The sequence below is a fragment of the Novosphingobium sp. AAP83 genome, assembly GCF_001295795.1.
GTDB lineage: Bacteria > Pseudomonadota > Alphaproteobacteria > Sphingomonadales > Sphingomonadaceae > Novosphingobium.
Window position 1 is genome coordinate 45,133 of record NZ_LJHY01000002.1, and the last position, 21,505, is coordinate 66,637.

The window sequence follows — 21,505 nt, forward strand, 5'->3', positions numbered from 1 at the left end:
TTGGCGTCGTGCTCATCGCCCGGTCTCTTGCCGACAGGCCTCGGCCCGATCCTCGATCAAGGCCTCGACAATTTGGCGGAAACTATCGCCCCGCGCTTCAAAATCGCGGAACTGGTCAAAGCTGGCGCAGGCCGGAGACAGCATCACAACATCGCCGGGCTGCGCAGCGTCCATCGCCTGCCGCACCGCATCGCACAGCATTTCGCTGCGCGTGACGGGCATCACCGGTTCAAGCAATTCGGCAAAACGCGGGCCGGCTTCGCCGATGGTATAGGCCGCCACGACATGGCTGAAATAGGGCGCGCACTCGTCCAGATCATCGGCCTTTGGCAAGCCGCCAAGGATCCAGTGGATGCGCGGATAAGCGCCAAGCGCAGGCGCGGTCGAGGCCGGATTGGTCGCCTTGCTGTCGTTAACGTACAGCACGCCGCCCGCCTCGGCCACCCGCTCCATCCGGTGCGGCAGGCCGACAAAGCTGGCCAGAGCAGGACGCCACACGTCCTCACCGATGCCAAGCTGGCGCACGATCTCCACCGCAATCGCGGCGTTTTGCAGGTTATGCGGCCCTTGCAGCGATGGCCAATCCGCCTGCCCCGTCAACGCATCGGGCGCAACGATCTGCACCATGCCTGCTTGATGCGAGGCCGACGCCTCACCGGCGATCTCCAATGTATGTTCGTCACCACAGCCGAACACAGCCTGCTGATCGCCCCGCTGCATGGCAAACAACCGCGCCTTGGATGCGGCATAACCTGAAAATCCGTCATACCGATCAAGATGATCGGGGCTGAGGTTGATCAGCGCCGCCACATCGCAGGCCAAGCTTTGCGTCAGATCGATCTGGTAGCTCGACAATTCCAGCACATAGACGCCGCCCTCAGGCAGTGGCTCCTGCCCCAGAACCGGCAAACCGATATTGCCGCCAAGCCGCACCGGCAGTCCGGCAGCCGCACAGATATGGTGGACCAGCATCGTCGTCGTCGATTTACCGTTGGTGCCGGTTATGCCCACAACGCGGTGCGGCGGAAGCTCCGCGCGGGCTTGCGCAAACAATTCGATATCGCCGATGATCGGCACCCCGGCGGCGCGGGCGTGATCGGCAATCGGGTGGCGGTTGAGCGGCACGCCGGGCGATACAACCACACCATCGAAACCCGCCAGATCGATGGCCAAGGGGTCTGCTATGTCCGCCCGCCCTTCAAATGCGGCACGCGGCTCTTCCCGGCTATCCCAAACTATTACCCGGGCGCCACTTGCCAACAAGCTTTCAACGCTTGCCACGCCCGAACGGGCAAGGCCAAGCACCGCAAAGCGCTTGCCCGCAAAGGCGCTGGAAACGATCACCGCACTTTCAGCGTGGCAAGGCCGATCAGCGCAAGCACAATCGACACGATCCAGAAGCGAATGACCACGGTCGATTCCTTCCAGCCCAACTGTTCGAAATGGTGATGGATCGGGGCCATGCGGAACACGCGTTTGCCAGTGCGCTTATACACGGCAACCTGCACGATCACCGAAACAGCTTCCATTACGAACAGACCACCGACAATCGCCAGAACAATCTCGTGATGCGCTGCCACCGCAATCACGCCCAGCGCGCCGCCCAGTGCCAAACTGCCCGTATCGCCCATGAACACGGCGGCAGGTGGCGCATTGAACCACAAGAATGCCAGCCCTGCGCCCATCATCGCTGCGCAGAATATCGCCAGTTCGCCCGCACCTTTGACGTGGGGAATCCCGAGGTAGGCAGCAAAGTCGGTGCGTCCGGCAAGGTATGCGATGATTGCAAATGTACCCGCAGCAATGATCACCGGCATGATCGCCAGACCATCAAGGCCATCGGTCAGGTTCACCGCATTGCCTGCCCCCACGATCACGAAGATCGCGAACAGATAATAGAACGGCCCCAGCGGGATGTAGAGATTGCTGAACACCGGCACGTAAAGGTTCGTCTCGCCCACCGCCAACCAAGCAGCGATCGCGGCAACGACAAATTCCCCCGCAAGGCGCACTTTGGCAGGAACGCCCTTGTGCGCATATTTGGTGACTTTGTCATAATCGTCGAGAAAACCGATCAATCCAAAGCCCAAGGTTACCACGACACAGGCCCAGACCAACCGGCTATCAAGGTCCATCCACAGCAGCAATGACAGCGTCAGCGCCGTGACAATCATCAAGCCGCCCATCGTTGGCGTGCCGCGCTTGGCCAGATGCGATTGCGGGCCATCCTCACGGATCGGCTGCCCCCTGCCTTGACGGATTCGCAACATGTTGATGAAGCGCGGACCGATGATCAGGCCGATCACCAGCGCGGTGACCAAGGTTATTCCAGCCCGAAACGTCTGGTAACGGATAAGATTGCTGAATCCTTCGAATTCAAGCCATTGCGCCAGCAAATAGAGCATTCATTGTTCCCTGGCGGTAAGCGCACGCACAAGGGCGCCCAAGCCCACCGAATTCGACCCCTTTACGAGGATGGCATCACCCCCGCGCACGCCATCAGCAGCAAGGCACGCCTGCGCTTCTTTCGTGTTGTCCACATGCGCCACATCAATTGGAGCGGCAAGCGATGAGCCCGGTTTTTTCCCCAGAGCGTCGGCCAAAGCCACCATTTCGGGGCCAACAAGGATCAGCCGGTCAACTTTGCCTTGGGCAATCGGACCTGCCAATTCTGCATGATAACGCGCTTCATCCGCGCCAAGTTCACGCATCGCCCCCAAAATGGCGATGCGTCGCTTGGCGGGCGTCTGCCCCAATTGCTGGAGCGTTACCGCCATTGATCCCGGATTTGCGTTGTAGCTCTCGTCAATCAGCAGCGCCGCGCCCGATCCGTCACCGCCCGATGCGGCAATGGTATGGCGCGCGCCGCGCCCGGCAAGGCCTTCCATTTCCGCCAAAGCCAGCCCCGCCGCACCAAGATCGCCGCCAATGGCTTCAACCGCAGCCATCACGGCCAGCGAATTGGCCACCCAATGCGCGCCGGGTTGGGCGATAGTATAGCATACCTTGCGGCCACCAAGATCGGCAGTCACCAAAGTGCCGCCGCCCACCGCCGGTACAGCATCAATCAATCGCACCGTGGCATCGGCGTGCTGGCCGAAAGTGACGATCCGCGCGGCATGAAGCGCCGCCTTGGCGCGCAGGCGTTCGTAATGGGCGTTATCATGCGGAACAATCGCAACCCCGCCGGGTTCAAGACCTTCAAAAATCTCGCCCTTGGCGTCCGCAATCGCCTCTTCGCCGCTGAAGTGGCCGATATGGGCAGGCGCGATGGTTGTCACGATGGCCACATGCGGGCGCACCAGTTGTGTCAATGCCGAGAGTTCACCGGCATGGTTCATGCCCATCTCGAACACGCCAAAGCGCGTGGCCGCAGGCATCCGCGCAAGGCTCAAAGGCACACCAACGTGGTTGTTGTAGCTCTTGACCGAACGGTGCGCGCGGCCCCTGCTCGACCGGTCAAGCGCTGCATAAAGCGCTTCTTTGACGCCGGTTTTGCCCGCAGAGCCCGTCACCCCGATAATGCCTGCATCTGCCCTCAGGCGCGCGGCCTTGCCCAGATCCTCAAGCGCGGTTGCCGTATTGGAAACCAGCACGTGCGGGCCAAAACACGCATGTTCCACCGCCGCGCCTGCTGCACCTTTGCCGAATGCGCCATCCAGAAAACGGTGGCCATCTGAAGCCTCGCCTTTCAACGCAAAGAACAGATCGCCCTCGCGCACTTCGCGGCTGTCAATCTCGACGCCCGAAACGGCAAATGGCGCGCTCGCCCTGCCACCTGTAGCAGTCGCGATCTCGGCGCTTGTCCACAGTGCCAATCCGGCCGCGTCAGAGGCGTCCCCAGGCCATTCAATCAGCGCTGGATGAGCGGTCATGTCGTGCACTCCCTTGCAACCTGCACATCGTCAAACGGCAGGACGCGCATCGCATCGCCCCGCCCGATTATCTGCCCCTGTTCATGCCCTTTGCCCGCCACCAGCACAATATCATCGCGACCAGCCTCGGCAATGGCCGCCGCTATCGCGCTGCGCCGGTCGCCGATCTCGCGCGCCTTTGCATCGCATCCGGCCAGAACCGCTGCGCGGATTGTTGCGGCATCTTCACCGCGCGGATTATCGTCCGTCACGATCACAAGGTCTGATCCGGCACACGCCGCACGGCCCATTTCGGGACGCTTGCCGCCATCGCGATCCCCACCTGCGCCGAATACGGTGATCAACCGTCCCTGCACATGCGGACGCAGCGCGGCAATCGCGGCATCGATGGCATCGGGCGTATGCGCATAATCGACATAGACCGGCGCGCCCGCACGGTTGATCGCCGCGCGCTCAAGCCGTCCGCGCACCGGCTGCAACCGTCCCAGCGCATCAAACACCCGATCTGCATTCAGACCCGAAGATACCGCCAAGCCTGCCGATACCAGCGCGTTTGCGGCCTGATAGGCGCCGATCAGCGGCAGGTTGATCTTGCGGACTTTACCCTCGCATTCCACCTCAAGCCTCTGCCCAAGCTGCGTCGGTGTCCGCTTGAGCAAGCGGATGGCATCGCCCTGCTCCCCCACACCGAACAACTGCAAGCCGCGCTGGCGCACGTGCTCGACTGCGCGATCAGACCATTCGTCGTCCATCCACACAACCGCCGTGCCGCCATCTTCGACGACGTGATCAAACAGCCGCATCTTGGCCGCGAAGTAATCATCCATCGTGGCGTGGTAATCGAGGTGATCGCGGCTCAGGTTGGTGAAAGCCCCCGCAACAACGCGCAAGCCTTCGTTGCGATATTGCGAAAGGCCGTGGCTCGATGCCTCATAGGCCACATGCGTCACCCCCTCGCGCGCCAATCCGGTCATGTTCGAAAGGAAAGTGACGATGTCCGGCGTGGTGAGGCCTGTGGAAACGCTCTCGTCCGCTGTCGTTACGCCCAACGTGCCAATCGATGCAGCCGAATACCCAGCCATGCGCCAGATCTGGCGGGTCATCTCAACGCAAGACGTCTTGCCGTTGGTGCCCGTCACCGCCACCACAGTTTCGGGCACAGGCTGGAAATACCGCGAAGCCAGTGTCGCAAACGCCCGCCGTGGTTCGGCATCGGCCACATGGACCGCGCCTTCAACCACCGCCTCTGGGCGCGCAACGATGGCCACCGCGCCTGCTTTCACTGCATGCACGATGAAATCCTCGCCATTGAACCTCGCCCCCGGGAAAGCCCCGAATACGGTGCCCGGGGCAACTTTGCGATGATCGATAGCAAAGCCGGTCACGTTGGTGTCCGAATCTGTTACAGACAGGCCCGCCGCGCCCAAGATCGTATCAAGCTTCATTCGCCATCTCCATTGCGCACCAGTGGTGACAGATCAGAGATATCAATATCGCGGCTGTCATCAGGCACAATGCCTAGCAATGGTCCAATGCGCGGAACCACGCGGCCAACGATCGGTCCGGCATTTGTTGCAGCCGTGCGTTGGAACGAGTTTGCCACAGTGCCTTGCGGTTCATCGAGCATGACGATCACAACAAAGCGCGGCTTATCCATCGGAAAGGCTGCCGCAAAAGTAGCGACAACCGATGTTCGGTTATAACCGCCCTTGCTGCTGGGTTTGTCAGCCGATCCAGTTTTTCCGCCCACCCGGAAACCCGCAGCGTTGGCAGATTTACCCGTACCATCAACCACGATCATGCGCAGCAACTGGCGCATCCGTGCGCTGGTCGATGCCTTGAAAACCCGCCGCCCTTCAGGCGCATTGGCCGGGTCAACCTTGTAAAGCGTTGCCGGACGCCACAAGCCGCCATTAACCAGCGTCGCATAAGCCGTTGCCAGGTGTAAGGGCGTTACCGAAATGCCATGGCCATAGCTCACCGTCATCGTCGAAAGCCGGGACCATTGGCCGCCTTTGCCCGAGCTGCGTGGCGAAATTGGAAAGCCACGGGCTGGCAGTTCGATATAGGGGCGCTCGAGCATGCCAAGCGCTGCCATCGTGCTTTTCATCCGCGCACTGCCCAGTTTGTCGGCAATCTGCGCCGTCACAATATTGGACGAATGGATCAGCGCCTCAGGCACGTTGAGCGAGTCCCCGAAGTCATGGCTATCCCGAATGGAAAAGCCGCTGATTTCCAACGGACGGTTCGCCGGATAGCGCACGGAAAGGTCGGTAATCACACCTGCATCAATCGCGGCAGCGACGCTCAAAGGCTTGAATGTCGAGCCCAATTCATAAACCTGATTGGTGACCTTGTTGAACACCAGATCGTTGTAGGCCATGTCCGAACGGTTCGGATTGAACGAAGGCAAAGACGCCAGCGCAACCACTTCGCCGGTATCAACATCAAGGATGATGCCGGCCGCACCTTTGGCCGATGTCTCCATCATGCCACGGCCAAGTTCATCTTCCAGCGCGCCTTGCACGCGCATGTCGATAGAAAGCGCTACGGGACGGCCGCGCTGCGCCGGATCAAGCAATTGCTTTTCCAGCACTTTCTCCATGCCTACATGACCCTTGCCCTCGCCATCAACAAAGCCAAGCACATGCGCGCCAAGCGAGCCTTGAGGATAAAAGCGCTGGTTTTCGCGCGGGAATTCGAGCGCCGGTTCGCCCATCGCGAAGATGCGGTTGGCCTCTTCGGGCATCACCCTGCGGCGAAGATAGCTGGGCTTGTCGGATTTCAGCCGCTGCACCAGATCATTAAAATCAGCGTCCGGAAACACCTGCATCAGCGCCGCAGCCACTTCTTCTGGCGATTTCACCAGCGATGATCCGTCAGCCCCCAACGCCTTGGGATTAAACCACAAGGCATAGATCGGAAATGCGCGGGCCAACGGAAAACCGTTGCGATCGGCAATCTCCCCGCGTGGCGGCAGCAAGGCTTCGGCAAGCGAACGGCGCTCGGGCGGTTCTTCAAACAGGCCCAGTTGCACGATCCGCGCCAGCGCACCAAAGCCTGTCAGCAAAAACAGAAACGCGACCATCAACACGCGCAGTTTTGCTTCGACCAATGAACGCTGGCGAACATTGGCAAGGCGGACCCGGCCCGAAGCAATTGCGGTAGATGCGGTCAAAGCGTTCACCCGGTCGCCTTAGCCTCCTTGCGCCCGGCAGCGCGGATTTCGGCCCGCGCCTTGGCCTTCTTGGCAGCAGGCTTATCCGCAGTTTCTTTGGCAGCCTGTTTGGACTTGGTCTTATCGCCTTTGGGGTTGTTGGCCTTGCCCGCCTTGTTGGCTTTATCAGACTTCGCCGTCTCCACTTTGCCCGACACTTCTGCCTTAGCCACCTTTTTTTCAGGCTTCTTGGCCGGAGCTACAGCCCGTTCTTTTTCAGAAACCGTTTCCGTACGCACAGGCTTGCGCGGTGCTACTTCCACAACAGTGCCAAGCCGGTCTTTCAAAGTCACCACCGCCTCGGCATGATCCATCCGCGCCCGACGCACTTGCGCCTCTGAATCATCGGTGTCGTTGGCGCTCGTCAATGCTTTGCCCGAAAGCGGTGATACCATTGCCGGGAACGCTGCCGATGCGATCACGCGATCGTCCATACTGGCCACGCGGATCGGCTCGGGCGTGTTCGCCATATCGGGTACGCTCAGGCTGGCCAATTCACGTTCACCCTCAAGATATTGGCTGGCATCGGGCGCGGCATAGCCAAACTCGACGTCATTCCACACCTTCAATTGCTGTTGGTTGGCGCGGGTCTCGAACTCGGTTTCAAGGTACATTTTATCTTGTTTCAGCGCGATGATCCGTGCCTCGGCGCGGTGGATCTGGCTGCGCAGCGCATTGACGCGAAACGCCAGCACCAGCACCATCGCAACGCAAAGCCCCAGCAAGACAAGCCAGCCCGCAGAACGGACCCGATTGGCCGATGCGATCATGCCGCTACCCTCCCCTCGCCGCTGCGTGCCGGAGCCGCAGTCCGCACCGCCCAGCGCAACGTGGCTGAACGCGCGCGCGGATTGCGCACTTCTTCTGCCTCGGTCGGACGGATGGCGCCCGATGGCTTTTCAAACACTGGCAGGTCTTTGGCCTGCATTTGCGGCATGTGGCGCGAACCCGAAGGCAAAGCGCCCGCGCCATCGCGCAGGAACTGCTTGACGATGCGGTCTTCAAGGCTGTGAAAGCTGACCACCGCAATCCGGCCACCGGGCAACAGCACTTTTTCCGCCGCCGCCAAGCCTTCAATCAATTCGTCCAATTCGCCATTCACGTGAATCCGCACAGCCTGAAAGCTGCGGATCGCAGGGTCTTTTTGCGCCTTTGGCCCCTTGATGTCCGGACGATAGCCCAGCGCCTTGCGCACAACGGCGGCAAATTGCCCGGTTGTGGTCAGCGGCCTCGCAGCTACAATGGCGCGCGCAATCCGCCGCGATTGGCGCTCGTCGCCATAGCGGTACAGCACATCGGCGATATCGGCTTCATCGGCGTCGTTCAGGAAATCAGCCGCGCTTGGCCCTTCTTGCGACATGCGCATATCGAGCGGACCATCGGAGGAGAACGCAAAGCCGCGCCCGGCCTGATCAAGTTGCATCGAACTTACGCCGATATCGAACACCACGCCATGCACACCGGCAATGCCTGCCTCGGCCAGCCCTTCAGCCAGTTCGGAAAAACGGCGTGGATGCAAAACAAGCGTAGTGGTTGCACCGCCGGTTTCGGGCCAGCGCATGCCTGCCTCAATCGCGTCGGGATCACGATCAAAGGCGTGGACGATTGCGCCCGTTTCCAGCAAGCGCCGGGTATAGCCGCCAGCACCAAACGTCGCATCGACGATCAGATCGCCCGCGTTCGGGCAAAGCGCTGCGACGACTTCATCGAGCAAGACGGGAATGTGCGGGACGCGCTCATCCGAATTTTGGAGCGCGCTCATTTGCGCTTCCCCTTGGCCGCTTCAGCCATCTTGGCGCGGCAACCGGCTTGCGCGCTTTCCCAGCCCGCGCTTTGTTGGGCCAGAATGCTGGGATTCCAGATTGTGATCTGGCGCCCGCCGCCATGGAAATAGAGGCCGTCTTCGACACCACCGAGTTCGGCAAGGTGCTCAGGCAGCACAAACCGCCCGCTTTCGTCGAAGCTCGCGCGATAAAAGCCATAGACCTGCGCTTCAGCCATATCCCGATCAAAATCGATACCAAGGCGCAGCTTCTTCTCTTCTTCACGGTCAATTTCGGCGGCGAAGTCTGACAGGCGCGAAAGGCCAAATCCGACAAGGCAGGGCAAGCGGGGATGCTTGTCGAGGCAAAGAATGCGGGTGTTGTCAGACGCTGCGAAGATGTCGGAGCGAAAGTCGGCAGGCAGGACATAGCGGCCCTTTTCGCCGCGAGGCGAAAAGCCTTGTCCTACGAAATTTGCCGGCCCTCCCGCCACGAAAACACCCCGCTCGCGGACAAAAACCATCCCTCGGCGCTGCGCCATCGCGCAGTGCCGAATCATCCCCCGCGGATGCGATTGGATTTCGTCCCGATGGGAAGCATTACTAACGCGGGACGGCGCGGGCGAAAAGGGGAAAATGCGGGAAAAAGCGGACAACCACTGATTCCAAACTATTATTTCTGATTATCATCGCCAGCTTAACCAAACTTTTCCCGAAATGATGATCCTTATACTACTGAAATTTCATCACTAACTTCAAGCTAGCCTCACACACCCCGCTTCTTGCCCGTATTATCCCGTAAGGGAGATGCTTCAGTCGCCGAAACTTTCGGTCAGCAGCGTATCAAGCCTGTCAGCCAGCACCCCCTGATCATCATCAGCTTCCAGCAACGCGGCATCGGCGACCAGCAAAACCCGGCCTTTTCCAATGCGGCAGCGTGCAATCAGCCTTTCGGGACCGATTTTGCAGCGCGCATCCACGCCACCCGTCCTGATCGCGAATTGCCCCGGCAAATTCACCGGCACGCCCTCGCCCGCATTTTCCCGCACACCAAGAGTCTGCGCATCGTCAAAGCGCAACTCCAGCCCCCATCGCCCCAGAATAGGCGAGATCAGCACCACATCTTGTGGACGCCGCTTATCGCCCAAGGCAAAAGCGCTGTCCTGCGTAAGCATGGGATCCGCAAATACCAGGGCCCTGCCGCCTGCACGAACCCAGCCATCAAGCGCCACATTCTCTTCCGGCATAAGCGGCCGGGGCTGCGCCATGATCAGGCGATCAAATCGGGAAAGGTCGGCAAGGGTATCAAGCGCCACAACCTTGCCATGGTGCTCCAGCACGGATTTGGCAGAGTGCGAATTTGACGGCTCTGCCAAAACGTCGCGCAAATCGGCGTGTTCGCCCCACAAGATCGGCAGGCTGGTAAAAAGGCCAAGCGGTTGCTGCGCCGCCTGGTTCTGGCCGGCATCCCCCTTGCTCGCATTACGTTGCCAAAACAGCCCTCCGCCAGCCAGCGCCACCAGCAATGCCAGCGCCAGCAAAACAAATCGGCGCGACATGGCCTGCCTCAGCGGTTGGGGGCTTTACCGGCTGGCGCAGACTGCCGCGGCGAAGCAGGCGTAGCGCTTGGCTTTGGCTGATCGTTGCCAGAAACCGGCAATTCGGGTGCCACACCCATATCAACCAGGGGATCGCTGGCCTTTGTTTCGCTACCTTTGGCTTCACTGGCCGAAGCCAAAGGTTCGGTTACATTAACCGCCGTTTCATCAAGATACTTGGCGCGGTCCATGATCACATTGGCAAGGCTGACGATCAGCAGCATCCCGGCAAGGCCGAACATCCCCACTTGCAACCGGTGGACCGCCTGGGCGCGCAATTCACGCGCAGAGGGAGGTGTATAGGCAAGCACGCTTGGCACAGGCACGGGTTCAGGCCCGGAAAGAGCAGTGCTGCGCGCCTGCGACCTGTCAGACAAGGGCATGGCCTGCCTTTACCCTATTGCTCCAGCCATGGGAACACCGGAAGCCCTTTGGCCTTCAGCCATTCAGGATTGTATAGCGAGGACAGATAGCGAAAGCCGGTGTCGCACAGGATCGTCGCCACGCGGGCACCCTTGCCCAGTTGCTTGCCCAACGCAACCGCGCCTGCCACGTTGATCCCGCTCGACAGGCCAAGGCACAGCCCTTCGTCGGCCAACAATCGCTCAACCCAATAAATCCCCTCCTCATCAGAGATGCGGAATTGGGTGTCGATCGGCGCGCCGTCCAGATTGGCGGTAATGCGGCCTTGACCAATGCCCTCGGCAACCGATGAACCTTCGGCCTTCAACTCGCCATAGGCGTAATAGTTGTAAAGCGCCGCGCCATGCGGGTCTGCCAGTGCAATGGTGACTTTCTCGTCAAAGGCCTTGAGGCCCATGCCCACGCCTGCAATCGTCCCGCCGGTGCCCGCAGCACAAACGAACCCATCAATGCGGTGCTCCATCTGCTCCCACAATTCAGGCGCAGTGCTTTCAATATGGGCGCGGCGGTTGGCGATATTGTCAAACTGGTTGGCCCAGACTGCGCCTTCGGTTTCCTCAGCAATGCGACGCGACGTGTGGACGAAATGGCCCGGATTGGAGAACGGCGCAGCAGGCACCAGCACCAGTTCCGCCCGCAGAGCCCGCAAGGTATCCATCTTTTCGCGCGATTGCGTCTCGGGCATCACGATGACAGACTTGTATCCGCGCGCATTGGCCACCAGCGCAAGGCCGATGCCGGTATTGCCAGCGGTGCCTTCCACAATCGTCCCGCCGGGCTGCAATAGCCCGCGCTCCTCGGCATCACGCACGATCCAAAGCGCGGCCCGATCCTTGACCGATGCACCGGGATTGGCAAATTCGCACTTGCCGTAAATGTCGCATCCGGCAGCCTCACTCGGCCCGTTTAGCCGGACCAGCGGGGTGTTTCCGATGAGGGAGATCGTATCGTTTGCAATCGCAGGAACTATCATAGTTTCTGTTTTAAGGAGACTCGGGCCGAATGCCAATGCATTTGCGCTTGGAAGCCAACAAGTCTTACTCGCGCCCTTCTTACTCGCGTCCGGCCCGGATCGCTGCCCCGCCTGCAAACGGCGCAACCGCCAGAGCCACAAGGCTGCATGCCGCCAGCAAGGCAAGCCCGCCCTCGCCATCGGGCTGAAGCGACCCTGCCCCGAAAATCAGCAGCGGCACGGTCAAGGGAATCGCCAGCAATCCGCCTAGCGCTGATCCTGCTCGCAAACCTGCGGTCAACGCCGCAATCGTCACGCCGATCGCCGCCAACCCCGGCGTTCCCAGTAGCAGGCCCAGCTCCACCGTCTGCAATTGCGCGGCATCCAATGAAAGCAGCCCTGCGGAAATCGGCGCGGCAATCATCAACGGTATGCCAAAGCTGATCCAGTGCGCCAGAATACGGCTGAGCAGCAGCGCCTCTTCCGAAAAGCCCCGCAGCGCCCACTGGTCAAAGAAACCCGCTTCAAGGTCTGGCTCAACCAGCCTGTCCAGCGGCAGGATCGCCGCCAGCAGCGCCGCCACCCAGATCACGCCAGCCCCCGTGCGCGCCAGCAGCCGCGCATCAGGCCCCACCGCAAACGGAAACAGCATCGCCACCGCAAGGAAGAACAACAACGGCAGCACCGCCCCGCCCCGCCCCTGCGCGCCCCGCGTCAACAAGGTCAAATCGCGCACAAACACGGGCCACAGCCGACCGATCATGCCGCGTAATCCAGAACTTGCAGCGTTTGCACATACTCAATCGCAAGCGGCTGATGCGATGCAATCACCACCGCCCCGCCTGCCTTGCAATGCGCGCTGATCGCAACTTGCGCCATGCAGGACCAATGCTGGTCAAGCCCGTTCAAAGGTTCGTCCAGCAGCCATATCGGCGCTTCACTGGCCGCGAGTCGCGCCAAAGCCGCTCGCTTGCGCTGCCCGGTTGAAAGAAAACGCACCGGCACATCCAGCAAGTCGGCAAGCCCGAAATCCGCCTGCGAATCTGCCGGACGGTCAATCTTGCGCCAAAATCCCAACGCCTGCTCCAGCGTCTGGTGGCCATCAAGCGCCAGCCTTTCATCCGACAGCGCCAGTGCGCCCTCGCGCTCAACCGTTCCGGCAAAGGGCCGCAGCAGTCCTGCCAGAATGCGGATCAGGCTTGATTTGCCGATCCCGTTCGGCCCCGCCAGATGGACAATCTGTCCCGCCCCGACCGCCAGAGACAATCCACGGAACAGGATTCGATCCCCCCGCCTACAGGCGATATCATTGGCGACGAGACGACAGTCTTGCATGGGGGCTCGCGATAGGGGAAAGCATGCATCCTGCCAAGCATGGCAATTTGATTGGATCACCATGGCTATCACCCGCTTGTCCGATGCCGAACGCGATAAACTGCTATCCGACCTGCCTGATTGGACATTGCGCGCCGATGGCAAAGCCATTGAACGCACCTTCAAGTTCGGCGATTTCTCGGCCGCATGGGGCTTCATGAACCGCGTCGCGCTCTATGCCGAAAAGGCCGATCATCACCCCGAATGGTTCAACGTCTACAATCGCGTCGATGTGACGCTGACCACGCACGATGCCGACGGCCTTTCCGCACGTGACGACGCCATGGCACGGGCGATGGAGATGTTTCTCTAAGCGGCTATTTCCCCAACGGCCGATTGGATGATCGCATCTGTTTGCGCAGCGATCCGGGCATCCAGCGCGATGCAAAGGCAATCCGCCGTGCGGTTTTGCCAACCAATATGTGCAATTTGTCCCCGTGTACGGCGGCCCATGCCGCTTCGGCCACATCGCCAACCGGCGTGATCTCAAGCCCGGCATTTACCACGCGCGTGCGGATATCCTCATTGCTCGCGCGGTTGGTTGCATGGCTTAACAAAGGCGTATCAATGAAGCTGGGCATCAGGCTGCGCACGCAGATGCCATCGTCTGCCCATTCGCCATCAAGTGATTCGGTAATCGCGCGCACGCCAAATTTGGTGGCTGAATAAACAGAGGCCCCCGGCGTCCCATAAATGCCCGCAGCACTCGCAGTGTTCAGCAAGACCGAACCCGGACCGCTCACCTTCAACCAAGGATAGGCCGCCTGCGCGCCAAAGATCACACCCTTCATATTGATGTCGAGCGTGCGCTCTATTTCCTCGGGCGTCAGATCAACAATTGCCCCGCCAATCGGGATTCCGGCATTGTTGAACACCACATCAATCCGCCCGCCCGAAGCCGCAGCGCAATCCGCCAGCGCCACATCCCAGCCGGCCCTGTCGCGCACATCAAGCTTGTGGCAAGAGCTTTGGCCCACCGGCAGCATCGCAGCCGTTGCCGCCATCCCTGCCTCGTCAATATCGGCAATGCCCACAAACCAGCCGCCGTCGGCAAAGCGCTGCGCCACAGCGCGGCCAATGCCCGATGCTCCGCCGGTGATGAAAATCGTCTTGCGCGCCATTGCCCCGCCCTTGATTACATTGATGTCAATATTGGATACTACATCGCCGGATTGTTATAGCAATGCCACGTAAAGATCGCCGCTGCCCCGCGATGGGGCCGCCAGGCTTCAGCCAGCGCGCGCGTATCTTTCTCGCTCGGGCGTTCAGCCAATCCCAGCAATTTGCCCAGACCCACTTGCACCGCAAGGTCACCAGCAGGCCAAACGTCGGGTCGCCCTTCGGCAAAAAGCAGATATATTTCGGCTGACCAACGCCCGATTCCCTTGATTTTGACCAGTTCGGCAATCGCCTCCTCGTCATCAGCGGGCAAGCTTGCCAGATCCAGCGTACCCAAAGCCACCAGTTCGCATAGGGATCGGGCATAGCCTTGCTTCTGTCGTGACAGACCGCAGGCACGCAGAGCGTCGAAATCCGCATCGAGCAAATCTTGCGGCGGCATATCTTCGCCAAGCAGCGCCTGCAACTTGTTCCACACCGACGCAGCCGATGAAACGCTCACTTGCTGGCCAACAATCGTGCGCAACAGTGTCCGGTATCCCGTCGGCTGAATGCGCGGCTCAGGATAGCCGACACGCCCTATTGCACCCGCCAATGCCGGGGTTATGCGGGCGATATGATCAAGCCCCTCGCGGATCGCTGCTGCTGTCAGGCCCATTCAAATCCTCGATCTGTTGCTTTTAAGGGCATCGGCAGTTGCCAAAGCCGGGAAGTCGCGATAGCAGCCCCGTCCAAAGGCGAACAGGGGCCGTGCCCTGACGCTACGTTTGGAGAATAGACGATGCCGAAGCTTGTCGTTGTCAATCGTGCTGGTGAAGAAAAGACTGTAGAGGCCGATGCCGGTCTTTCCGTAATGGAAGCAATCCGCGACAATGGCTTTGACGAGTTGCTGGCGCTGTGCGGCGGATGCTGCTCATGCGCAACCTGCCACATCTTCGTCGACCCTGCTTTCGCAGACAAACTGCCTGCGATGAGCGAAGACGAAAACGACCTGCTTGATAGCTCTGACTATCGCAACGAAACCTCGCGCCTGTCTTGCCAGGTCCAGATCACCGGCGCGCTCGATGGTCTGCGCGTAACGATCGCTCCGGAAGACTGATCTTCCGCGCCGTCGCGCCAACGAAAAAGGCCCGCCTCCATAAGGAGCGCGGGCCTTTTTGTTGGCACTGAATTTGAACTACAACCGCAGCCCTGCCGTTTCATCAAGACCGGCCATCAGGTTCAGCGTCTGCACCGCGGCGCCGCTTGCGCCCTTGCCCAGATTGTCGAGCACGGCGACCAAACGCACTTGCTCGCCATCTTCGCTGCCCATCACATGCAGGCGCAAGCCGTCCCATGGCTCCATCGATGCGCGCATCAGCAATTCGCCCTTGGCTGGCAGCTCTTGCGCCACGGTCACTACGAGCGATTCTGCATAGAACTGCGTCAGTGCCGCGCGCAGCAGATCAGCGGGCACATTGCCCGGCATCACGCCCAATGGCAGCGGCACTTCCACCACCATGCCGCGATGTGCCGCGATAACAGCGGGGCTGAACAGCGGGGCAATCGCAAGGCCTGCATAACGCTGCATTTCGCCCACATGCTTGTGCCCGAAAGTCAGCCCGTAACCGCGCCAAGCGATGTCGCGATCTTCTTCAAACCGTCCGATCAGCGCCTTGCCGCCGCCCGAATAGCCCGAAATGGCATTGCAACTATAGGGCCACGCCGATGGCAACAGCCCGTTATGCACCAGCGGTGCCAGAAGCCCGAGAAAGCCCGTGGGATAACATCCCGGGTTCGAAACCCGCTTGGATTGCGCCACGACCTCGCGTCCGGCAATCTCGGGAAAACCATAAGTCCAGCCATCGGCCACACGGTGGGCGGTCGATGCATCAATCACCCGCGTGCGATCATTGCGAATCATCGCCACAGCATCGCGCGCAGCATCATCGGGCAAACACAGGATCACTACATCAGCGTCGTTGATTGCCTCGGCGCGCGCGGCGTCATCCTTGCGGCGTGCATCGTTCAGCGCAATCAGCGTAAATTCAGGGCGTCCCGCCAACCGGTCTGCAATCTCAAGCCCGGTCGTCCCCGCCGCACCATCGATGAAAACCGACGTGGTCACGCCACGGCCTCAATCGCGGTCAGCTCGACATAGCCCACCAGCAGATCAGACTTGGCCTGCCCCCATGCCCAGCCGCCTGCCATATCAAGCACATCGAACACCTCGCCCGCAGCAAGCGTGCGCAGTTCATCGCCCCCGGCTTTGCCAGCCCCGCGCAACATCGCAGTTGCCTTCACAACATGCGGCATCGGCACGGCGTAGTGCGGCACGAAATAGCGCCCGGCCAGGCCGATATGCGCAAGGTCGCCGCGCACTGGTAGGTGCGGCTTGTCCGAACGGTCTGACGGGCAGCACAGCGAAAGCTGCACGGTCGGCACGTCAATGGGGAGAGGCGATGCTTCAACGGTCAATTCAGGTTGCCCCCGGAACAGGAAAGCAGGGCGATTAGCCGTGTCAGCGCGATCAGGCAAGGTGGCGCGCATTTCAGGCGTACCGCGCCTTCAACAGGCCCCAAACCGCGCGCAATCCCAGTGCGTCTCCGCCCTTGGGGCGTCCCGGCTTTGCGGCAGGCCGCCAAGCGAATGTATCAAAGTGAGCCCAATCGACGCCATCGCTCACAAATCTATCAAGAAACAGCGCCGCAACACTCGCCCCAGCAAAGCCGTTCGCAGGGGAATTTTGCAGGTCGGCCACGTCGGACTTCAGATATTCACGATAGCCTTCGAACAATGGCAACCGCCAGCAGGCATCGTCCCGCTCCAGCCCTGCTGCCAGCAATTGATCAGCCGTGGCATCCTTGCGCGCAAACATCGCGGGCAAATCAGGCCCCAAAGCCACGCGCGCTGCGCCGGTCAATGTGGCAAAATCAATGACCAGTTCAGGGTTCAATTCGCAAGCCCGCACCAGGGCATCGCCCAGCACCAGCCGCCCCTCGGCATCGGTATTGGTCACCTCGACCGAAAGGCCATTGCGCGCCCGCAGAATATCGCCGGGACGGAAAGCATTGCCGGAAATGGCATTTTCCACAGCAGGCACAAGTACATGCAGCCGGATCTTCAACCCCAGCGTCATGATCAGGCCCGCCAGCGCCAGCGCATGCGCCGCGCCGCCCATGTCCTTTTTCATCAAAGCCATGCCCGATGATGGCTTGATATCCAGCCCGCCGGAATCAAAGCACACGCCCTTGCCAACAATCGCCACGCGCGGATGTTTGGGATCGCCCCACTCCATTTCGATCAGGCGCGGTGCATGACTGCGCGCAGCGGCCCGGCCCACCGCATGGACCATCGGATAATCCCGCTCCAGCAGATCGCCCGAAACCACATGGATTTCGGCATGATAGGTCTTGGCCAGCGCGCGCGCTTCGGCTTCCATCTGGGCAGGCCCCATATCTTCGGCAGGGGTGTTCACCAGATCGCGCACCATCAGCACAGCCGCCGCCTCGGCCAAGGCAGCCTCGATCAGCGCGACTTCTGCCGTTAGCAAAATGCGCGGTTCTGTTTCCTTGGCATCCTTGCGATAGCGGTCAAACCGGTATTGCCCCGTCACCCAGCCATGCAGCGCCCTGCCCACCGGACCGCCCACCGGGCCACCCACGCGGCGATAGGTTCCACCGGGCAGGACATCGGCCAGCTTGGCCAGGCACCACGACGAAAGGTTGTTCACATTGGCCACGCCCGAAACCGCGAACCAGCCGTCACCGTCAGGCACAATCGCATATTCATATCCGCCGCCTTCAAACTTCTGCGCAGCAATGCTGGCGCGCTGCCCCGCATTCAGGCTTTTCAGGAAATCAGGCAGCGTCGTCTTGTCGACAAGGTGAAGGGCAATGGCCTGCTGGCCGCGATCAGGCTGGATCAGCGCGTTTCTGTCGTTCATATCGCTCCTATTCATGCCGCAGAGCACGGCCTGTTGCGAGAGGAAACTGCATTTGCGGCAACGTCTCGCAATTTGCGCGCAACCTCGCTATATGCCCCGCATGACCGAATATGTGACAGTTGAAGACAACGATCTCGTCCAGCGCGATGGCACGATCAAGCTCCACGGCCCTGCGGGCTTTGAGGGCATGCGCAAAGCAGGCCGTCTGGCAGCCGAGATTCTCGATGCTCTGGCCCCGCTGGTGCAACCCGGCGTGCGCACCGATTATCTTGATGATGTCGTGCGCCAGATGACGCTTGATGGCGGCGCGGTTCCGGCCACGCTCGGCTATCGCGGCTATACCCACTCCTGCTGCATTTCGATCAACCATGTCGTCTGCCACGGCATTCCTTCAGACAAGACGCTGAAAGACGGTGATATCGTCAATATCGATGTCACCCCGCTGCTCGATGGCTGGCACGGCGATACCAGCCGCATGTTTCTGGTCGGTGATGTCCCGCTCAAGGCCAAGCGGCTGGTTGATGTGACGCACGAATGCTTGATGATCGGCATCGAAAAGGCCAAACCCGGTGCGCGGCTGGGCGATATCGGCGCCGCCATTCAGGCCCATGCCGAAAAGCAGCGCTACGGCGTCGTGCGCGAATTTTGTGGCCACGGCCTTGGCCGCCTGTTCCACGATGCTCCCGAAGTCATCCATGCCGGCCGCGCCGGGACCGGCCCCGAATTGAAGCCCGGTATGTTCTTCACGATTGAACCGATGATCAATCTCGGCAAGCCCGGCGTCAAAATCCTCGAAGACGGCTGGACAGCGGTCACGCGTGATCGTTCCTTGTCGGCACAGTTTGAACATTCCATCGGCATCACCGAGACCGGCTGCGAAATCTTCACGCTCAGCCCCAAAGGACTCCACAATCCGCCCTACTGATCGAGCTCTGCCTAAAAAATAAGCAGGCCTTGCGCAAATTTTGTGCATTAATCGAACACAAGTGCGCAACGATGGGCAAGCCTTGTTGGCGCATTCGTTTCAATTCTTTCCCAACCCCCCAATTTCTTGCTTTCCCGCCGTCGCACGATGGCCTAGTGCTACCTATAATCAGCGTGGCACGATTCTTGTTAGGTCGCTGCCACACGGGATCATACGCCGGTCTGCCATTTCGGCTGACCGGCCCGCGTTGCAGGGGTCAAAACGACGTGAAAAAGGTCGAAGCCATCATCAAGCCGTTCAAGCTCGATGAAGTGAAAGAAGCGCTGCACGAAATCGGCGTTTCAGGCATCACCGTGACAGAGGCCAAGGGCTTCGGTCGACAGAAGGGCCACACCGAACTCTATCGCGGCGCAGAATATGTCGTCGATTTCCTGCCCAAGGTAAAACTCGAAGTCGTCGTGACCGACGCTTTGGTTGATCGCGTGGTTGAAGCAATCGCTTCTGCTGCGCAAACCGGACGGATCGGCGATGGCAAGATTTTCGTAATCCCTGTCGAAAGCGCACTCCGCATCCGCACGGGTGAACGCAACGACGACGCAATCTGATTTGTCCACTTTTATAACAAGTTGAAGCGGCGCCCGAAACAGCCGGGCAATGCATCAGAGCGGGGGTGGGCCTGTGGACGGGCAAGCCTCCATGTGAACCATAACCCCACTTATCCCCCCGGAACCTCTCCACCGGGGCAAGAAGAAGAAGGACCAGCAATGGCAACTGCAAAGGACATTCTCGCCCGCATCAAGGACGAGGAAATTGAGTGGGTCGATCTGCGTTTCACCGATCCCAAGGGAAAGTGGCAGCACCTCACCATGGTCGCCGGTCTGCTCGGCGAAGATGAGCTTGAAGATGGCCTGATGTTTGACGGTTCGTCGATCGAAGGCTGGAAGGCCATCAACGAATCGGATATGATCCTCAAGCCCGATCTGACCGCAGTTTACATTGATCCGTTCTCGGCCACGCCGATGATGATCATCTGCTGCGATATCGTCGAACCATCGACCGGCGAACTTTATGCCCGCGATCCACGCTCAACCGCCAAGCGCGCTGAAGCCTTCGTCAAAACCTCGGGCGTGGGCGATACGGTCTACGTTGGTCCTGAAGCCGAATTCTTCCTGTTCGACGACGTCAAGTTCTATGACGGCTACGATGGCAACGGCTTCAAGATCGATGACATCGAACTGCCAACCAACTCGAACCGTGATTATGAAGGTGGCAACCTCGCCCACCGTCCCCGCGCCAAGGGCGGCTACTTCCCCGTCGCTCCTGTCGATAGCTGCGTAGATATCCGTGGCGAAATGGTCTCGACCATGATCGAAATGGGCCTGCCTTGCGATAAGCACCACCACGAAGTGGCCTCGGCACAGCACGAACTCGGCCTCACCTTCGGTACGCTGGTGCAAACCGCTGACCGTATGCAGGTTTACAAGTACGTCGTGCAGCAGGTCGCACAGGCCTATGGCAAGACGGCAACCTTCATGCCCAAGCCGATCAAGACCGACAACGGTTCGGGCATGCACACCCACATCTCGATCTGGGAAGCAGGCAAGCCCCTGTTCGCTGGCAACGGCTATGCCGGTCTGTCGGACATGTGCCTCTACTTCATCGGCGGCGTGATCAAGCATGCCAAGGCCCTGAACGCCTTCACCAACCCCACCACCAACAGCTACAAGCGTCTGGTACCGGGCTATGAAGCACCCGTTCTGCTGGCTTACTCGGCCCGCAACCGTTCGGCTTCATGCCGTATCCCTTACGGTGCCGGTTCGAAGGCAAAGCGCGTCGAATTCCGCTTCCCCGATGCGATGGCCAACCCTTACTTGTGCTATGCAGCCCTGCTGATGGCCGGTCTTGACGGCATCAAGAACAAGATCCACCCGGGCGAAGCTATGGACAAGAACCTCTACGATCTGCCACCGGCAGAACTCGCAGAAGTTCCAACCGTGTGCGGCAGCCTGCGTGAAGCGCTTGACAGCCTTGAAGCCGATCATGAATTCCTGCTTCAGGGTGGCGTGTTCACCAAGGACCAGATCGAAGCTTACATCGAACTGAAGTGGCCAGAAGTCATGCGTTGGGAAACCACGCCTTCGGCTGTCGAATTCGACATGTACTACTCGCTCTGATTTTTCAGACCGACGAAACAAGAATGGGCGTCCGGGAAACCGGGCGCCTTTTTCTTTGGGCCACGGATCGCTCCACCCCGGCGGACAACGCCCCAGATCGTGATTTTTTCCACAGCAGGCGACGACCTGAGTTGAACGGTTATGAGCGCCAGATGAACCGA

Annotated in this window: 23 protein-coding genes; 5 read left to right on the forward strand and 18 right to left on the reverse strand. The window is 60.2% G+C overall.

What is annotated here, in order from left to right:
- Positions 1 to 12 precede the first annotated feature (12 nt).
- From murD to ccmA, 13 genes are all read right to left on the reverse strand, one after another.
- Entirely contained in the window at positions 13 to 1,344 is a 1,332-nt protein-coding gene (gene murD, locus IP81_RS01090) for a UDP-N-acetylmuramoyl-L-alanine--D-glutamate ligase (protein ID WP_054106129.1), read from the reverse strand.
- On the reverse strand, positions 1,341 to 2,405 hold the full coding sequence (mraY, locus tag IP81_RS01095; RefSeq protein ID WP_054106130.1) for a phospho-N-acetylmuramoyl-pentapeptide-transferase: 1,065 nt from the start codon (positions 2,403 to 2,405) through the stop codon (positions 1,341 to 1,343). Before mraY ends, murD begins: the two co-directional genes overlap by 4 nt.
- The gene (gene murF / locus IP81_RS01100; protein WP_054106131.1) at positions 2,406 to 3,875 is read right to left on the reverse strand and encodes a UDP-N-acetylmuramoyl-tripeptide--D-alanyl-D-alanine ligase; all 1,470 of its coding nucleotides are present in this window, start codon (positions 3,873 to 3,875) and stop codon (positions 2,406 to 2,408) included.
- A complete protein-coding gene (locus IP81_RS01105; RefSeq protein ID WP_054106132.1) occupies positions 3,872 to 5,320 on the reverse strand; it encodes a UDP-N-acetylmuramoyl-L-alanyl-D-glutamate--2,6-diaminopimelate ligase in 1,449 nt (482 codons plus the stop codon). The genes murF and IP81_RS01105 overlap by 4 nt, the downstream gene beginning before the upstream one ends.
- Entirely contained in the window at positions 5,317 to 7,062 is a 1,746-nt protein-coding gene (locus tag IP81_RS01110) for a penicillin-binding protein 2 (RefSeq protein ID WP_054106133.1), read from the reverse strand. The genes IP81_RS01105 and IP81_RS01110 overlap by 4 nt, the downstream gene beginning before the upstream one ends.
- Complete coding sequence (locus IP81_RS01115) at positions 7,059 to 7,862, reverse strand: hypothetical protein (RefSeq protein WP_054106134.1); 804 nt, start codon at positions 7,860 to 7,862, stop codon at positions 7,059 to 7,061. Before IP81_RS01115 ends, IP81_RS01110 begins: the two co-directional genes overlap by 4 nt.
- Positions 7,859 to 8,854, reverse strand: coding sequence for a 16S rRNA (cytosine(1402)-N(4))-methyltransferase RsmH (rsmH, locus tag IP81_RS01120; RefSeq protein ID WP_054106135.1), 996 nt, complete (start codon positions 8,852 to 8,854; stop codon positions 7,859 to 7,861). Before rsmH ends, IP81_RS01115 begins: the two co-directional genes overlap by 4 nt.
- Positions 8,851 to 9,396, reverse strand: a complete 546-nt coding sequence (locus IP81_RS01125) for a division/cell wall cluster transcriptional repressor MraZ (RefSeq protein ID WP_231626193.1) — start codon at positions 9,394 to 9,396, stop codon at positions 8,851 to 8,853. The genes rsmH and IP81_RS01125 overlap by 4 nt, the downstream gene beginning before the upstream one ends.
- Positions 9,397 to 9,666: 270 nt before the next feature.
- Entirely contained in the window at positions 9,667 to 10,413 is a 747-nt protein-coding gene (locus IP81_RS01130; protein ID WP_082355865.1) for a hypothetical protein, read from the reverse strand.
- Positions 10,414 to 10,421: 8 nt separating this feature from the next.
- On the reverse strand, positions 10,422 to 10,835 hold the full coding sequence (locus IP81_RS01135) for a hypothetical protein (RefSeq protein WP_054106138.1): 414 nt from the start codon (positions 10,833 to 10,835) through the stop codon (positions 10,422 to 10,424).
- Between the two features lie 14 nt (positions 10,836 to 10,849).
- Complete coding sequence (locus tag IP81_RS01140; protein ID WP_054106139.1) at positions 10,850 to 11,848, reverse strand: cysteine synthase A; 999 nt, start codon at positions 11,846 to 11,848, stop codon at positions 10,850 to 10,852.
- Between the two features lie 79 nt (positions 11,849 to 11,927).
- Positions 11,928 to 12,590, reverse strand: coding sequence for a heme exporter protein CcmB (ccmB, locus tag IP81_RS01145; RefSeq protein WP_054106140.1), 663 nt, complete (start codon positions 12,588 to 12,590; stop codon positions 11,928 to 11,930).
- Positions 12,587 to 13,162 (reverse strand): heme ABC exporter ATP-binding protein CcmA, encoded by a 576-nt coding sequence (ccmA, locus tag IP81_RS01150; protein ID WP_054106141.1) that lies wholly within the window; start codon positions 13,160 to 13,162, stop codon positions 12,587 to 12,589. Before ccmA ends, ccmB begins: the two co-directional genes overlap by 4 nt.
- Before the next feature lie 61 nt (positions 13,163 to 13,223).
- Here ccmA and IP81_RS01155 point away from each other — a divergent pair, with 61 nt between their 5' ends.
- The gene (locus tag IP81_RS01155; protein ID WP_054106252.1) at positions 13,224 to 13,514 is read left to right on the forward strand and encodes a 4a-hydroxytetrahydrobiopterin dehydratase; all 291 of its coding nucleotides are present in this window, start codon (positions 13,224 to 13,226) and stop codon (positions 13,512 to 13,514) included.
- A gap of 4 nt (positions 13,515 to 13,518) precedes the next feature.
- On the opposite strand, the gene IP81_RS01160 is transcribed toward IP81_RS01155, so the two are convergent.
- Both IP81_RS01160 and IP81_RS01165 read right to left on the reverse strand, forming a co-directional pair.
- Entirely contained in the window at positions 13,519 to 14,322 is an 804-nt protein-coding gene (locus IP81_RS01160) for an SDR family oxidoreductase (protein ID WP_054106142.1), read from the reverse strand.
- Between the two features lie 38 nt (positions 14,323 to 14,360).
- Positions 14,361 to 14,978 carry a DNA-3-methyladenine glycosylase gene (locus tag IP81_RS01165; RefSeq protein WP_054106143.1) on the reverse strand — a complete coding sequence of 206 codons (618 nt, stop codon included), beginning with the start codon at positions 14,976 to 14,978 and terminating at the stop codon, positions 14,361 to 14,363.
- Between the two features lie 123 nt (positions 14,979 to 15,101).
- Between IP81_RS01165 and IP81_RS01170 the strand changes: the two genes are divergently transcribed.
- Positions 15,102 to 15,419 carry a 2Fe-2S iron-sulfur cluster-binding protein gene (locus tag IP81_RS01170; RefSeq protein WP_054106144.1) on the forward strand — a complete coding sequence of 106 codons (318 nt, stop codon included), beginning with the start codon at positions 15,102 to 15,104 and terminating at the stop codon, positions 15,417 to 15,419.
- A gap of 78 nt (positions 15,420 to 15,497) precedes the next feature.
- On the opposite strand, the gene argC is transcribed toward IP81_RS01170, so the two are convergent.
- The 3 genes from argC to IP81_RS01185 are packed head-to-tail and all read right to left on the reverse strand — an operon-like array spanning position 15,498 to position 18,245.
- Entirely contained in the window at positions 15,498 to 16,427 is a 930-nt protein-coding gene (gene argC, locus IP81_RS01175) for an N-acetyl-gamma-glutamyl-phosphate reductase (RefSeq protein WP_054106145.1), read from the reverse strand.
- A complete protein-coding gene (locus IP81_RS01180) occupies positions 16,424 to 16,849 on the reverse strand; it encodes an SH3 domain-containing protein (protein WP_197274473.1) in 426 nt (141 codons plus the stop codon). The genes argC and IP81_RS01180 overlap by 4 nt, the downstream gene beginning before the upstream one ends.
- 1 nt (position 16,850) lies before the next feature.
- A complete protein-coding gene (locus tag IP81_RS01185) occupies positions 16,851 to 18,245 on the reverse strand; it encodes a M17 family metallopeptidase (RefSeq protein ID WP_054106254.1) in 1,395 nt (464 codons plus the stop codon).
- A 100-nt stretch (positions 18,246 to 18,345) separates the two neighbouring features.
- On the opposite strand from IP81_RS01185, the gene map reads away from it, so the two are divergent.
- The 3 genes from map to glnA all read left to right on the forward strand — a co-directional run bounded on the left by map (position 18,346) and on the right by glnA (position 21,344).
- Positions 18,346 to 19,170, forward strand: a complete 825-nt coding sequence (gene map, locus IP81_RS01190; protein WP_054106146.1) for a type I methionyl aminopeptidase — start codon at positions 18,346 to 18,348, stop codon at positions 19,168 to 19,170.
- Between the two features lie 266 nt (positions 19,171 to 19,436).
- A complete protein-coding gene (locus IP81_RS01195; protein WP_054106147.1) occupies positions 19,437 to 19,775 on the forward strand; it encodes a P-II family nitrogen regulator in 339 nt (112 codons plus the stop codon).
- 159 nt (positions 19,776 to 19,934) lie between these two features.
- A complete protein-coding gene (glnA, locus tag IP81_RS01200) occupies positions 19,935 to 21,344 on the forward strand; it encodes a type I glutamate--ammonia ligase (RefSeq protein WP_054106148.1) in 1,410 nt (469 codons plus the stop codon).
- Positions 21,345 to 21,505 lie beyond the last annotated feature (161 nt).

Excerpts from the sequence above, each read along its gene's own strand:
- mraY (WP_054106130.1), bottom strand. The coding sequence starts at position 2,405 with ATGCTCTATTTGCTGGCGCAATGGCTTGAATTCGAAGGATTCAGCAAT.
- murF (WP_054106131.1), bottom strand. The coding sequence starts at position 3,875 with ATGACCGCTCATCCAGCGCTGATTGAATGGCCTGGGGACGCCTCTGAC.
- IP81_RS01105 (WP_054106132.1), bottom strand. The coding sequence starts at position 5,320 with ATGAAGCTTGATACGATCTTGGGCGCGGCGGGCCTGTCTGTAACAGAT.
- IP81_RS01115 (WP_054106134.1), bottom strand. The coding sequence starts at position 7,862 with ATGATCGCATCGGCCAATCGGGTCCGTTCTGCGGGCTGGCTTGTCTTG.
- rsmH (WP_054106135.1), bottom strand. The coding sequence starts at position 8,854 with ATGAGCGCGCTCCAAAATTCGGATGAGCGCGTCCCGCACATTCCCGTC.
- IP81_RS01125 (WP_231626193.1), bottom strand. The coding sequence starts at position 9,396 with ATGGCGCAGCGCCGAGGGATGGTTTTTGTCCGCGAGCGGGGTGTTTTC.
- IP81_RS01130 (WP_082355865.1), bottom strand. The coding sequence starts at position 10,413 with ATGTCGCGCCGATTTGTTTTGCTGGCGCTGGCATTGCTGGTGGCGCTG.
- IP81_RS01135 (WP_054106138.1), bottom strand. The coding sequence starts at position 10,835 with ATGCCCTTGTCTGACAGGTCGCAGGCGCGCAGCACTGCTCTTTCCGGG.
- IP81_RS01140 (WP_054106139.1), bottom strand. The coding sequence starts at position 11,848 with ATGATAGTTCCTGCGATTGCAAACGATACGATCTCCCTCATCGGAAAC.
- ccmB (WP_054106140.1), bottom strand. The coding sequence starts at position 12,590 with ATGATCGGTCGGCTGTGGCCCGTGTTTGTGCGCGATTTGACCTTGTTG.
- ccmA (WP_054106141.1), bottom strand. The coding sequence starts at position 13,162 with ATGCAAGACTGTCGTCTCGTCGCCAATGATATCGCCTGTAGGCGGGGG.
- IP81_RS01155 (WP_054106252.1), top strand. The coding sequence starts at position 13,224 with ATGGCTATCACCCGCTTGTCCGATGCCGAACGCGATAAACTGCTATCC.
- IP81_RS01160 (WP_054106142.1), bottom strand. The coding sequence starts at position 14,322 with ATGGCGCGCAAGACGATTTTCATCACCGGCGGAGCATCGGGCATTGGC.
- IP81_RS01165 (WP_054106143.1), bottom strand. The coding sequence starts at position 14,978 with ATGGGCCTGACAGCAGCAGCGATCCGCGAGGGGCTTGATCATATCGCC.
- IP81_RS01170 (WP_054106144.1), top strand. The coding sequence starts at position 15,102 with ATGCCGAAGCTTGTCGTTGTCAATCGTGCTGGTGAAGAAAAGACTGTA.
- IP81_RS01180 (WP_197274473.1), bottom strand. The coding sequence starts at position 16,849 with ATGCGCGCCACCTTGCCTGATCGCGCTGACACGGCTAATCGCCCTGCT.
- IP81_RS01185 (WP_054106254.1), bottom strand. The coding sequence starts at position 18,245 with ATGAACGACAGAAACGCGCTGATCCAGCCTGATCGCGGCCAGCAGGCC.
- map (WP_054106146.1), top strand. The coding sequence starts at position 18,346 with ATGACCGAATATGTGACAGTTGAAGACAACGATCTCGTCCAGCGCGAT.
- glnA (WP_054106148.1), top strand. The coding sequence starts at position 19,935 with ATGGCAACTGCAAAGGACATTCTCGCCCGCATCAAGGACGAGGAAATT.